General features: G+C 38.9%; 12 protein-coding genes. 4 read left to right on the top strand and 8 right to left on the bottom strand.

Translation table 11 applies throughout. The annotated features are described in order from the left end of the window. Positions 1-281 precede the first annotated feature (281 nt). Both DK858_RS04375 and efp read right to left on the bottom strand, forming a co-directional pair. The gene (locus tag DK858_RS04375; protein ID WP_109396365.1) at positions 282-758 is read right to left on the bottom strand and encodes an RpiB/LacA/LacB family sugar-phosphate isomerase; all 477 of its coding nucleotides are present in this window, start codon (positions 756-758) and stop codon (positions 282-284) included. Between the two features lie 678 nt (positions 759-1,436). After that, entirely contained in the window at positions 1,437-2,003 is a 567-nt protein-coding gene (gene efp / locus DK858_RS04370; RefSeq protein WP_006536168.1) for an elongation factor P, read from the bottom strand. 44 nt (positions 2,004-2,047) lie between these two features. Between efp and epmB the strand changes: the two genes are divergently transcribed. Then, the gene (epmB, locus tag DK858_RS04365; RefSeq protein WP_109396364.1) at positions 2,048-3,076 is read left to right on the top strand and encodes an EF-P beta-lysylation protein EpmB; all 1,029 of its coding nucleotides are present in this window, start codon (positions 2,048-2,050) and stop codon (positions 3,074-3,076) included. Between the two features lie 111 nt (positions 3,077-3,187). On the opposite strand, the gene DK858_RS04360 is transcribed toward epmB, so the two are convergent. From DK858_RS04360 to DK858_RS04335, 5 genes are all read right to left on the bottom strand, one after another. Beyond that, positions 3,188-3,532 carry a DUF4156 domain-containing protein gene (locus tag DK858_RS04360; RefSeq protein WP_006536171.1) on the bottom strand — a complete coding sequence of 115 codons (345 nt, stop codon included), beginning with the start codon at positions 3,530-3,532 and terminating at the stop codon, positions 3,188-3,190. Between the two features lie 326 nt (positions 3,533-3,858). Further along, the gene (locus DK858_RS04355; protein ID WP_109396363.1) at positions 3,859-5,490 is read right to left on the bottom strand and encodes a Na+/H+ antiporter; all 1,632 of its coding nucleotides are present in this window, start codon (positions 5,488-5,490) and stop codon (positions 3,859-3,861) included. A gap of 814 nt (positions 5,491-6,304) precedes the next feature. Next, positions 6,305-7,951, bottom strand: coding sequence for a chaperonin GroEL (gene groL, locus DK858_RS04345; RefSeq protein WP_109396362.1), 1,647 nt, complete (start codon positions 7,949-7,951; stop codon positions 6,305-6,307). 52 nt (positions 7,952-8,003) lie between these two features. After that, on the bottom strand, positions 8,004-8,297 hold the full coding sequence (locus DK858_RS04340; protein WP_036914050.1) for a co-chaperone GroES: 294 nt from the start codon (positions 8,295-8,297) through the stop codon (positions 8,004-8,006). A gap of 169 nt (positions 8,298-8,466) precedes the next feature. Next, positions 8,467-8,973 carry an FxsA family protein gene (locus DK858_RS04335; RefSeq protein ID WP_109396361.1) on the bottom strand — a complete coding sequence of 169 codons (507 nt, stop codon included), beginning with the start codon at positions 8,971-8,973 and terminating at the stop codon, positions 8,467-8,469. Positions 8,974-9,347: 374 nt separating this feature from the next. Between DK858_RS04335 and aspA the strand changes: the two genes are divergently transcribed. The 3 genes from aspA (at position 9,348) to dicD (ending at position 13,012) form a co-directional block, all read left to right on the top strand. Then, on the top strand, positions 9,348-10,772 hold the full coding sequence (aspA, locus tag DK858_RS04330; protein ID WP_109396360.1) for an aspartate ammonia-lyase: 1,425 nt from the start codon (positions 9,348-9,350) through the stop codon (positions 10,770-10,772). Positions 10,773-10,930: 158 nt separating this feature from the next. Further along, a complete protein-coding gene (locus DK858_RS04325) occupies positions 10,931-12,256 on the top strand; it encodes an anaerobic C4-dicarboxylate transporter (RefSeq protein WP_100158899.1) in 1,326 nt (441 codons plus the stop codon). A 183-nt stretch (positions 12,257-12,439) separates the two neighbouring features. Next, a complete protein-coding gene (dicD, locus tag DK858_RS04320; RefSeq protein WP_109396359.1) occupies positions 12,440-13,012 on the top strand; it encodes a division control transcriptional repressor DicD in 573 nt (190 codons plus the stop codon). Between the two features lie 71 nt (positions 13,013-13,083). On the opposite strand, the gene tnpA is transcribed toward dicD, so the two are convergent. Continuing rightward, complete coding sequence (tnpA, locus tag DK858_RS04310; protein ID WP_109396366.1) at positions 13,084-13,509, bottom strand: IS200/IS605 family transposase; 426 nt, start codon at positions 13,507-13,509, stop codon at positions 13,084-13,086. Positions 13,510-13,513 lie beyond the last annotated feature (4 nt).

Here is a 13,513-nt window from a genome sequence, read left to right as displayed (position 1 = left end):
GGAGGCCAGCGTAAATCCGTCACACAGACGGTTGCGGTCTAAGAAGTGGGAAGCTCGCCCGACAGGGCGGGGAGCAGTCACAGGTAATACGTAATGGGCCATTTACTTCATCAGAGCGTTGATGTTCCATTGTCCACCTACTTTTTATTTATTGTTGAGTTATAAAATGCTTTATTTAATATAGATACTAACCCCTTATCTATTTAATAAGCAAAATATATTACTTAAGTAAAAAATAAGCCTGAAAATTCAGGCTTATAAAAGTGAATAATAAGAATGACTTAATTTTTATAAATTTTATCTTCTACTTGTTTCATTGAATTTAAGCCTGATTGTAAATCTTCTGGTGTCGCTTGTGTAAACCCTTCGGTAAAGGTTGCTGATAAATAAGCATCAACCATCATTTTGGCTTTGAATGGCGTAATTAATAACCCACCCATAGCAAGAATATTACAGTTATTTATAATTTTACAAAAACGAGCACTGGTCACGCTTTCACAAACACCACAATAAACATTTTTATGTTTGTTAGCACTAATACTTACGCCCATTCCTGTGCCACAGAAAACAAAACCAATATATTCAGGATGTTCAGAAATAATTGAGCCAACTTTATCACCCACATCACAATATCCAATAGGGTTGGATTCAGTGAGATCTTTTATTGTGTAATTTTTTCCTGATAAATACGATTTAATCGTATTTTTAAGTTCAAATCCTGAAGGATCAGCCCCCATAATAATTGTTTTATTTTCCATATAGCCTCCTAAATTAATTTAAGTACTACTGGTAAATATAATTTATTGATAAGATTTAAATTTTAAGCAAATCTAAAAGATATTATTTATATTTAACCTAGATAAAGTATAGATTAAAATTCTATTATCTGTTTTTCAGTATGGGAAATTTACAAAAATGAAGAAGTAAAGAAATGGAAATTTATTCCATAAATGAGATAGTTAACCAGAAAAATAAGCTAATCTAATTTTGTTATGTCATCAATTTAACTAAAAAAAAATAAAAGAGATATATCAAAGTAAATGTCTATATTGAAAGGGTTTCCCTAGTACAACTAAAATATAAAATAAAGATCAATAATATTACAGGATTAATGTTTTTATCTATACTCTTCAATATCTCTTAAAGGAAGTCAAAATAATTTAAATAAATATTGCTGTGGATTATCTTTACCAAAACAATCTACAAACTCATTCTAAGAAAATGGCTATTTTTTACCAATTCCAATATTGAATATCACATTCTATTTTGGCATCTTGGATAGTGAAGGGATAAATAGATTAGAAACAAAATAATAACACAAAAAATTAAATAATGCAGTAATACAAATCACTCAAATTTTTAGAAAGAAAATACCGCAGATAGTTAACATTATCTGCGGTAATTATTTATTGTGCTCAGTAAAATAATCTATGCAATTATTTTACGCGCGATACGTATTCACCTGAACGAGTATCAACTTTAATAACTTCACCGATTTGAACAAACAGTGGTACTTTAACTACTGCACCGGTGCTTAATGTTGCTGGTTTACCGCCTGTACCTGCAGTGTCACCTTTTAGGCCTGGATCAGTATCAACGATTTCTAATTCAACAAAGTTTGGTGGAATAACAGCGATAGGACGATTATCCCACAGTGTTACGATACACTCAGCTTGGTCGATCAACCATTTAGCGTTATCACCAACGGCTTTCTCGTCTGCTGCTAATTGCTCGAAAGTTTCGTTGTTCATGAAATGCCAGAACTCACCGTCGTTGTACAGGTAAGTTAAGTTGATATCCATGACATCTGCGCCTTCTGCAGAATCAGTAGATTTAAATGTTTTTTCCAGTAATTTGTTAGAAATCAGTTTACGCAAACGCACACGTGCAAATGCCTGACCTTTACCTGGTTTAACAAATTCACATTCAGTAATGACGGCTGGCTCGCCATCTAACATGATTTTAAGACCTGAACGAAAATCGTTGGTATTATAAGAAGCCATGAATATCCTCTAACTTTTTTAATTTAAAATGGCATAGCCAAAAAATGGCACACATTGTAACTCATAATCACCCCACCAGAGAAGTCTGGTTAACACAACTCGCGCAGGCAATCAGTGATCCTGTTGAATTACTCCAACTTTTAGCGTTGGAACATCACGAAGAACTCCAAAAAGGAGCTCAGGCGCGACGGCTTTTTCCGCTACGGGTTCCCCGTGAATTCGTTGCACGCATGAAAAAAGGCGATCCTAACGATCCATTACTTTTACAAGTATTAACTGCAAATGCTGAATTTACCATAACACCAGGATTTTCTACGGATCCGTTAGATGAGCAACAAAATGCGGTGCCAGGTTTATTACATAAATATCAGAATCGTGCATTGCTTCTGGTCAAAGGTGGTTGCGCTGTCAATTGCCGCTACTGTTTTCGTCGTCATTTTCCTTACGAAGATAACAAAGGAAACAAAGCGAATTGGCAAAAAGCAATTGAGTATATCAAAAATAACTCAAAACTCGATGAAATCATCTTCTCAGGGGGGGATCCTCTTATGGCGAAAGATGATGAACTTGATTGGCTAATAACACAATTGGAAGCTATTCCTCATCTTAAGCGTTTACGTATCCACTCTCGCTTACCTGTGGTTATTCCTGCTCGTATTACTGACACGCTATGCAAACGCCTACAACAATCACGTTTGCAAAATATCATGGTATTGCACACCAATCATGCCAATGAGATTGATGATGCACTGAGAGAAGCCTGTTCAAAGCTAAAAAATGCCAATGTCACACTATTGAATCAAGGTGTGTTATTACGAGGTATCAATGACAGTGCTGAAGTCCTTGCCGATTTAAGTCGCGCACTATTTGATGCGGGTGTTATGCCGTATTACTTACATGTTCTAGATAAAGTGCAAGGCGCGGCTCACTTTATGGTGCCAGACAGTGAAGCTAGAGAAATTATGAAAGGACTTATGAGCTTAGTGTCTGGTTATATGGTACCCAAACTCACACGTGAAATCGGTGGTGAACCGAGTAAAACATTGTTAGATCTTGGGTTACGTCAGCAATAATCAATATCACAAAAACAAAAAAGCTGTAGCTCAATTCAAATAGATGAAGTGACTACAGCTTTTTTATCTATTAGTTAGCAGACTAATAAATAGTGAATAAATTAAATACCCTTATTGGCATTTATAAACTTGTCCACTCATTTTGCTATCTAATGGTGCAAAGCTATCAACAAAGCTACCTGCGCCAGTACCCACGTTAAAAATAACATTACCACCCATTGCAGCTGCTTTATTACGTAGATCGTTAGCAGCACCTCGCAGTGATTGGCTTTCAGTACGGGAACCTGATAACCAGTTATTTTGAACACCTGTCACTGTTCCTAATAATTGGCACTCACTGCCTGGTTGCGTATCAGTGATTTGTACCTGTGAGCCAGCAGTACTTAATGTGTTTGTTGCAGAACAGCCTGCTAGTAACAACGCTGCTGTAGCTCCCAATAACAATTTAATTCGCATGATCCCCTCATTTATTTGAGTGTCCGTTTAGTCATGACAACAATATACCTTGTCATCCCTATTATGCGCAAAAATAAATCATCATTGCTATCTCACATTAGCCAATAGCTTTAAGATATTATTTTCGCTTCAAACTTATTTTAATGTACAAATTCAGCTTTGAGATAGACAAAGCAATAATACCTCTATTCTACACCGCTTTTACGCTTTGAAAACGATCAGGTCTATTTTCAGCCTACACAGTGCGAGAATGAACACACAATTAGTTCATTTTTTTAAAAATCATCAGACAATCAATCATCATTTAACGATTATATTGCTCTAATTTAATTCAAATGATGATTTAGCGCTTCCTCTTTTAAATCTAATTCATGTCGCAAGCGATGATAAATATGCTCACTAATATGACGAGATTTGCGTAATTGTTGTAACGCATCTCGCTCAACTTTTAATGCACTACGAGATAATTTACGTTCCATGCTAAACAAGCGCTTCAGATCAAGTGCGCCTTCTTGCACACTGTCTTCACTATCGAGACGACGACTGTATATTTCTAATAAATGAGAACCCGCTTCTATACGCAATGCCATTTCATCGAGATCGTCACAAGGTTGATTCATCAATTCATTGATATGTGCAATCGCCGCTTCGTTTAACGCTAAACGAGTACGAATTTCATCATCTTCATACGGTAAATCTTCAGATAGTCCTTTCGTTAAAATCGGCAATGCTATTGTGGCTATCAACAATGAACAGAGAATAACGCCCATAGCAATAAAAATGGCAAGATCACGAGTTGGAAAAGGTGAACCATCTGTCATTAATAAAGGAAGTGTTAAGATACCAGCAAGTGTAATTGCGCCTCGTACTCCTGCTGTTGCCATAATCGCCATTAAACGCAGATCATGGCGAGATAAACGTTTGTCAGGAGAGCGAAATACTGTCAGCGACATAGAGATCCACACCCATGTAAAACGCAGAATGGCAAGCCCTATCGTGATAATAATGATATAACCTATAACCGCCCATGAATTAGTCGCCCCTGCTGATTGCGTCACTTCAGGTAATATCTTCCACATTGCCGGAAGTTGTTCACCTAATAAAATAAAAATCATCCCATTAAGCGCAACTTGAACGGTATCCCAAACGGCTTTACTTTGCATACGAGTAGCGGCTTGCATACGGCCCACTATTTTTTCGTAGTGCATTGCAATACCAGCAACAACCGCAGCTAAGATCCCCGACACATGGAAATGCTCTGCTAATAAATAAGCAATAAATGGCATCAACAAACTGATCAAAATTTGGATTGCGGGATCTTCACCTGTACGTTTAACCAAAAACTGATTTAATCGCCCAATCACACCAGCCACAATCAAACCAATTGCAGCGCCCCCTAAAGCAACTAATAAAAATTGTCCTGTTGCTGATGCAATAGAAAAAGAGCCTGTTAATGCAGCCACAACAGCAAAGCTAAAGCAGACTAAACCTGTCGCATCATTAAGCAATGATTCACCTTCTAAAATATGAGTCATACGCGAAGGAAGGGGTGAATTTACAGTCATCGCTGAGACTGAAACAGGATCAGTTGGTGATAAAATTGCTGCTAATGCAAAAGCGATGGCAAGCGAAATAGAAGGAATAAGCCAATGAATAAAAAAGCCCATACCAATCACTGTCACCACAACTAAACCAATTGCCAACGACATAATTGGTTTAATTTCTTGGAATAACGCCTCTTTGGGAATACGCCAACCATCTAAAAACAGCAATGGCGGAATAAACAGAAATAAGAAAAGATGGGGATCGAAATCAACTTCAAAACCAAAAATCGATAAACAAGCGCCCACAGCTATTTGGATTAATGGTAAAGGGATTTTTTCTGACAGTAATCGAGAAATAAATACACTCACAATCACGGCAAAAAGAAAGATAAGCACGATGGCGACGACAGACATGGTGAACACCCCAATTATTTAATTATTTTTAAGTGATGCAGTAAAAACGATCTGTTGTCTAGTTGTAAAGAAATAAGTTGTTTCTAATTATATAAAATATAAATTATTAGAGACTTCTGAAGTAAAAACGACATAAAAAGACTCTCGCCGACGAAATGACGTTAGTCATTAGCGTCACTTCATTGTCTGGGCTTAAATTGTTATTGTGAGATAACACCATACTGAGATAAAGCGGATTCAAGACTGACTGATATAGTTGTAATGACCTCGTCGAATGTTTTCGGCTAAGCGCTCCAAAGGATAAGGTCCTAACGAGCCATGCGAATACATGCGAATAGATGTATACACCTTTTGATGCTCGCTTCAACACATTAGCAGAGATCAATCGATCGACAGATTTTTGCAGTGTCTTTTGGGGCTCATCAGGGAAAAAGTATTTCTAAATCTCTGGTGAGAAAAATATTTCTGTCTTGATTAGCGAATTTCTCAAAAGTATTAACAGCGGTCATTAAATCCATAGTATTACCTCAACGAAATCCCCCTTATAGGGATGATTTTGTGTATTAAAGGTATGATATGTGAATTATGTTAAAAAATATAAGGTATGCAGGCTCTGATTCAAGCTCAAGAAGCAATAACGCGTGCCCGGTGTCGAGTTTGACAAGACGATCCCCAATATTTTTTGAATATTTCGAAATGCTCTGACAACTAAGCATTGATTTACAACAGCCATTTTCAAATCTCAATTGTATTTAGACATAAAAAAACCCGAGCCTAAGCTCGGGTTTTTCGTGTAAAACAGTTAGCTGATGAATTACATCATGCCGCCCATTCCACCCATGCCGCCCATACCACCAGCGCCACCTAAATCCATTTTGTCTTCTTTAGGTAAATCCGTGATCATCGCTTCTGTTGTGATCATCAGACCTGCGATAGATGCAGCAAATTGTAGCGCAGAACGAGTAACTTTAGTTGGATCTAAGATACCCATATCAATCATATCGCCGTAATCATCAGTTGCAGCGTTATAACCGTAGTTACCTTCACCTGCTTTCACTTTGTTTACAACAACAGATGGCTCTTCACCTGCGTTAGCAACGATTTGACGCATTGGAGATTCCATTGCACGTAATGCAACACGGATACCGACTGTTTGTTCTTCGTTATCACCAACCATCTCACGCAGAGCATTAGCAACACGAACCAGAGCAGTACCACCACCAGCAACAACGCCTTCTTCAACTGCTGCGCGAGTTGCATGCAGAGCATCGTCAACACGAGCACGTTTTTCTTTCATTTCAACTTCAGTTGCCGCACCAACTTTAATGACTGCAACGCCGCCTGCTAATTTAGCAACGCGTTCTTGTAATTTTTCACGGTCATAATCTGAAGTTGCTTCTTCGATTTGTTGACGAATTTGAGATACACGACCACTGATTGCGTCTTGATCACCTAAACCATCAATAATCGTTGTTGTATCTTTGTTGATAACAACGCGTTTTGCTTGACCTAAGTCTTCTAATGTCGCTTTTTCTAACTCCATGCCGATTTCTTCAGAAATCACTGCACCGTTAGTTAATGTTGCGATATCTTGCAGCATTGCTTTACGACGATCACCAAAGCCAGGAGCTTTAACAGCGGCAACCTTAACAATACCACGCATATTGTTCACAACTAATGTTGCCAATGCTTCACCTTCAACATCTTCTGCAATGATAAGCAGAGGTTTGTTAGCTTTAGCAACAGCTTCTAAGACAGGCAGTAATTCACGGATGTTAGAAACTTTTTTATCAACTAACAGAATGAATGGGTTTTCTAATTCTGCTGTGCCCGTTTCAGGTTTGTTGATGAAGTAAGGAGACAGATAACCGCGGTCAAACTGCATACCTTCAACAACATCTAGCTCATCTTCTAAGCCAGTACCTTCTTCAACGGTGATAACACCTTCTTTACCTACTTTATCCATCGCTTGCGCGATCAGAGTACCGACGGTTTCATCAGAGTTAGCAGAAATTGTACCAACCTGAGCAATCGCTTTAGTATCTGAACATGGAACAGACAGTTTTTTCAGTTCTTCGACTGCTGCAACAACAGCTTTATCGATACCGCGTTTCAGATCCATTGGGTTCATACCAGCGGCGACTGCTTTTAAGCCTTCGGCAATGATTGATTGTGCTAATACTGTTGCAGTTGTAGTACCATCACCTGCCGCATCATTGGCTTTAGAAGCAACTTCTTTCACCATCTGTGCACCCATGTTCTCGAATTTATCTTCGAGTTCAATTTCGCGTGCAACAGATACACCATCTTTAGTAATAACAGGTGCGCCGAAAGATTTATCTAAAACAACGTTACGACCTTTAGGACCTAAAGTTACTTTAACTGCATCTGCAAGAACATTAACACCACGTAACATTTTATTACGAGCATCTACACCGAATTTGACGTCTTTAGCTGCCATCGTATATTTCCTTTGAATTCGTTCAGTTTAAGAAGATCTTAAAAGAGAAAAATTATTCTTCTACAATTGCTAAAATGTCACTTTCAGACATGATAAGCACGTCTTCGTTATCAATTTTTTCTGTTTTAACGCCATAACCGTCGTTAAAAATTACGATATCACCAACTTTAACATCCAGCGGTTTAACGTCGCCGTTTTCCATAATACGGCCTTGACCCACGGCTAAAATTTCGCCACGAGTTGATTTACCCGCTGCAGTGCCAGTTAGTACGATACCGCCTGCTGATTTAGCTTCGACTTCTTTACGTTTAACAATAACACGGTCATGTAATGGACGAATCTTCATTAATAGTGCTCCTATAAAAAAGTCCATATCAGGATTAAGGTTGATACCAGTGCCCAAGATGAACCAGTACCATGACGATACAGGTGGGGGCATCAAGTAAAACTTCAAGGGGAGAAGTGTGATTTTTTTTCAAATTTTCCCCATTTCAGTTGATTATGCTTTCGGCTGATTACTTTTTGTCAGAAAAATGGTCGTTATTCTGATTTTCAGCCTTATTATTCAGTTGGTTACTCGGTGAATCCTCTTTACGCTGAAACTCGCCTTCAAATGTTGTTCCATTTTGATTAGACGAAAATCCACTTTGACCATGACCTGCTGAATAAACACGAATACGAGAAATCAATTTAGTCACTAACAGTGCTTGCAACGGTGGTAGTAATAACAGCAAACCCAGAAAATCAGTAAAGAACCCCGGGATCAACAGTAAAATACCTGCCAATATTAACGAAACACTTTTCACCATTTCTGCAGCAGGCACTTCACCCACTGCAAGTTTTTGTTGCATTGATGCAATATTTTTTACGCCCTGGTTTTTTACCAGTGAGATACCAACACAAGAAGTCAGCACCACAAGGAATAGTGTTGTCAGTACGCCAATAGAAGATGCTACATTGACGAAAATAACAGCTTCTACATAGATAAGAAGACAGATAACAATTAATGGGAGCCAACGCACTTGGTTCTCCTTTTTTATAAAAAAGATTCATATTATTAATAGAAAGGAGTGTGAACTACATCTAAGGTGATGGTTTACAAACTCGCTTTTTCTTAGTTTATCTACATAATAGTGGGGAGCCTAATACTCCTTTTCAAGGGGCGTTAAAAAGAGAGTTAGAACTGTAAAATCCATGAGATAGATCACAAAAAGAAAATATTTAGACGTTATTTACTTATAAAGTGATCCAGCTTAAAGGTATTTGTTCACAACCCGAATATGATCGTGTCAGTACCAAGCAAAACGGTAAGTTATATTACATTATTAACCGTTAACGATATATTTTATTAACAAGCGCATAACTAGACAGTTAAAATTTTAATAAGAAGGTTCTCATGTCAAATAAAACTCGTATCGAAGAAGACCTGTTAGGTAAAAGAGAAGTTCCTGCTGATGCTTACTATGGCGTCCACACTTTACGTGCTATTGAAAACTTCTACATCAGTGATCGTACCATCAATGATGTTCCAGAATTCATCCGCGGTATGGTAATGGTGAAAAAAGCTGCTGCATTAGCAAACAAAGAACTCCACACTATTCCTCGTGAAATCGCTGATACGATTATCAAAGCCTGTGACGTTGTATTACAAACAGGTAAACACATGGATCAATTCCCAGTTGATGTATTCCAAGGCGGTGCTGGTACTTCATTAAATATGAATACCAACGAAGTTATCGCAAACATCGGTCTGGAATTAATGGGTCACCAAAAAGGTGAATACCAATACCTGAACCCAAATGACCACGTCAATAAGAGCCAATCAACAAACGACGCTTATCCTTGTGGTTTCCGTGTAGCGGTTTATAACTCTATTATCAAATTAACTGAATCTATCGAACTGCTGAAAGCAGGTTTTGATAGAAAAGCGGTTGAGTTCAAAGACATCCTGAAAATGGGTCGTACTCAATTACAAGACGCTGTACCAATGACTTTAGGTCAAGAATTCCATGCTTTCTCTGTACTGATGAAAGAAGAAATCAAAAACCTGAAACGCACTGCTGAGTTACTGTTAGAAATGAACTTAGGTGCAACTGCTATCGGTACTGGTCTGAATACAGCACCTGGTTATCAAAAACTGGCGGTTGAAAAACTGGCAGAAGTAACAGGTTTAGCTTGTGTTCCAGCAGAAGACTTAATTGAAGCAACTTCTGACTGTGGTGCTTATGTAATGGTTCACGGCGCGTTAAAACGCTTAGCTGTGAAAATGTCTAAAATCTGTAATGACTTACGTTTACTGTCCTCTGGCCCTCGTGCAGGTCTGAAAGAAATCAATCTTCCAGAACTGCAAGCAGGTTCTTCAATCATGCCAGCTAAAGTAAACCCAGTAATTCCAGAAGTTGTTAACCAAGCTTGCTTTAAAGTTATCGGTAATGACACTTGTGTGACTATGGCTGCTGAAGCAGGTCAATTACAATTAAACGTAATGGAACCAGCTATCGGTCAAGCAATGTTCGAATCAATCTCTCTGTTAAGCAACGCTTGCCGTAACTTAGTAGAAAAATGTGTTGATGGTATCACTGCGAATAAAGAAATCTGTGAACACTTCGTATTTAGCTCAATCGGTATCGTTACTTATCTGAACCCATTCATTGGTCACCATAACGGCGACATCGTTGGTAAGATTTGTGCAGAAACAGGTAAGAGCGTACGTGAAGTTGTTCTAGAACGTGGTTTATTAACCGAAGAACAACTGGATGATATCTTCTCTATCGAGAACTTAAAAAACCCGGCTTACAAAGCAAAACGCTTCGATGATTAATAATTGTGTTTTATAACATGACACTGTTAAACATAAGAATGAGCTCTTAAAAATACAAGGCACGGACTCTTTAAGAGACGTGCCTTTTTACTTGATTGTAAAAACAAAAATTTAACTTATCTTTCTCATTTTTTTAATTATCTCAAGGAGTAAACGCTATGCTAGCCGTAGAATTGATTATCGTTCTGCTGGCCATTTTCCTCGGTGCGAGACTTGGGGGAATTGGTATCGGGTTTGCCGGTGGTTTAGGGGTTTTAGTTCTAGCCGCTATCGGTGTTAAACCTGGTTCAATCCCTTTTGATGTTATCTCCATCATTATGGCTGTTATTGCCGCAATCTCTGCGATGCAGGTTGCTGGTGGTTTGGATTACCTTGTTGGCCAAACTGAAAAACTGTTAAGACGTAATCCAAAATACATCACAATTCTTGCGCCAATTGTGACTTATTTCTTAACTCTATTTGCAGGTACAGGGAACATCTCTTTAGCAACACTGCCAGTTATCGCTGAAGTTGCAAAAGAACAAGGCATCAAACCTTGCCGTCCTTTATCAACTGGTGTTGTTGCAGCTCAAATCGGTATTACTGCATCACCTATCTCTGCAGCGGTTGTCTACATGGCATCTGTCATGGAAAACCCAGCAATGGTTGGTGAAGGTAACACAGTAAGCTACATCACTCTGCTGTCTATCTTATTACCAGCGACTTTCCTTGCTATTATTCTGATGTCATTCATCGTGTCTTGGGTATTTAACTCAAAACTGTCTGATGATGCAGTCTATCGTGAGCGTTTAGAACAAGGTCTGGTTGAGTTACGTGGTAGCCAAGCACGCAGAGAAACCTTACCAGGTGCTAAATCATCAGTAATGCTGTTCTTACTGGGTGTTGTCTGTGTTGTTACTTATGCAATCATCAACAGCCCAAGCTTAGGCATCGTGAAAGAACCGTTAATGAACACCACTAACGCCATTCTGATCATCATGCTGAGTGTTGCAACGCTTATCACTGTTTTCTGTAAAGTTAAAACTGACAACATCCTTAACTCAAGTACCTTTAAAGCAGGTATGAGTGCATGTATTTGTATTCTGGGTGTTGCATGGTTAGGTGATACTTTCGTTTCAAGCAACATTGATTGGATCAAACTGACTGCGGGTGATTTAATCACTGGCCATCCTTGGTTATTAGCCGTTATTTTCTTCTTCTGTTCTGCACTGTTATATTCACAAGCAGCAACAGCGAAAGCATTAATGCCAATGGCTTTAGCTTTAGGTGTATCTCCATTAACTGCAATTGCTTCTTTCTCTGCAGTTTCTGGTCTGTTCATCCTGCCAACTTACCCAACACTGGTTGCGGCAGTTCAAATGGATGACACAGGTACAACTCGTATCGGTAAATTAGTCTTCAACCACCCATTCTTTATCCCTGGTACAATTGGTGTGGTATTAGCTGTCGGATTTGGTTTCCTCTTCGGCGGTATGATCCTGTAGTTTGAAGTAAAAAATTAAAACATTGCAAAAAAGTGCTTAGCGCTTAAAAGAAATAAAAAATAAGAAAATACCCTGTCGCAAGATGGGGTATTTTCATTTTACCCAGTCGCCTCTTGCTTTCATTTTCAGTTAAAGTCTGCTAATTATGGTGTTTTCGTGACAAGGTGATTTAAGGAGATATCCGTGCAACGTGAAGCGTTATTAGACCACGTACTTATCAAGCTAGAGCAATACGGCTTAGCTGCAACTTTACCGGAGCTTCTTCAAGATTCAGGTATCAATGAATCTCAACTTTATCCATTCTGGTCAGATAGAGATGCTTTAATTTTTGATTGCCTCCGCCATCACGGACAACAAATTGATATTTGGCAACGCCAAGTCATGTTAGATGACGAACTAACTATCGAACAAAAATTACTGGCACGTTATGATCAACTCGCCATACGTTTAGAAAAAAATCGATTCCCTGGTTGTTTATTTGTTGCAGCATGTAGTGCTTACCCAGATGAACATTCTCAAATCCACCAATTAAGCCAACGTCAAAAACAAAGCTCACTTGATTATTCCAGAACGCTACTGCGCAAACTTGATATTGAAGATAGCGAATTAGTCGCTAAACAAATGGAACTCATCTTAGAAGGCTGTTTAAGCCGTTTAATGGTGAATCATCATTCCGATGATATTATTACAGCAAAATTATTGGCAGAGGATATTCTTAAGATAGCTCAATGCCGTAAAAATGGCGCATTAAGTTAGCGAAAAACGCCGTAAACCCTCGCCCAATGCGGGCGGGGATATAAGGCGAAAAGCCCGCAGGGCTTTAAAGATCAATCAGGCGTTGGCTGACTCTGAACGTAGGCCCTGAACGTTTCAATCGTTGCCACCCCGGTGCTACAGACAAAGTACGATCTCGACCACAAAAGCCCCGTTTTACTTTGCATCCGTAAATGTGTGTTTTGCTGCCGGAGCAGGCGCGACGATACTGATTTCAGAGTGTTGACCATCACACTGACTGCCAGTTTTGGCGGGGAAGTAACCAGCAGATGCACATGGTCAGGCTCTCCGTCCATCTCAATAATTTCGCATTCAAGTTTTGCCGCAGCGGAGCCAAATGCGTCACGCAGTTGAGCGATCATCTGTCTGTCAAATAGCTTGCGTCGATACTTTGTCGTAAATATCAGATGCACGACCAGTTTACTGACACTGTGCCGCTTGCGGAGGGATCCCTCCAGTAAATCATCATGATTACTCAATTGA

This window comes from Proteus faecis (genome assembly GCF_003144395.1).
GTDB lineage: Bacteria > Pseudomonadota > Gammaproteobacteria > Enterobacterales > Enterobacteriaceae > Proteus > Proteus faecis.
This window is presented reverse-complemented; position numbering and strand designations above follow the sequence as displayed.

Coding starts and splice junctions, on each gene's coding strand:
- DK858_RS04375 (WP_109396365.1), bottom strand. CDS start 758: ATGGAAAATAAAACAATTATTATGGGGGCTGATCCTTCAGGATTTGAA.
- efp (WP_006536168.1), bottom strand. CDS start 2,003: ATGGCTTCTTATAATACCAACGATTTTCGTTCAGGTCTTAAAATCATG.
- epmB (WP_109396364.1), top strand. CDS start 2,048: ATGGCACACATTGTAACTCATAATCACCCCACCAGAGAAGTCTGGTTA.
- DK858_RS04360 (WP_006536171.1), bottom strand. CDS start 3,532: ATGCGAATTAAATTGTTATTGGGAGCTACAGCAGCGTTGTTACTAGCA.
- DK858_RS04355 (WP_109396363.1), bottom strand. CDS start 5,490: ATGTCTGTCGTCGCCATCGTGCTTATCTTTCTTTTTGCCGTGATTGTG.
- groL (WP_109396362.1), bottom strand. CDS start 7,951: ATGGCAGCTAAAGACGTCAAATTCGGTGTAGATGCTCGTAATAAAATG.
- DK858_RS04340 (WP_036914050.1), bottom strand. CDS start 8,297: ATGAAGATTCGTCCATTACATGACCGTGTTATTGTTAAACGTAAAGAA.
- aspA (WP_109396360.1), top strand. CDS start 9,348: ATGTCAAATAAAACTCGTATCGAAGAAGACCTGTTAGGTAAAAGAGAA.
- DK858_RS04325 (WP_100158899.1), top strand. CDS start 10,931: ATGCTAGCCGTAGAATTGATTATCGTTCTGCTGGCCATTTTCCTCGGT.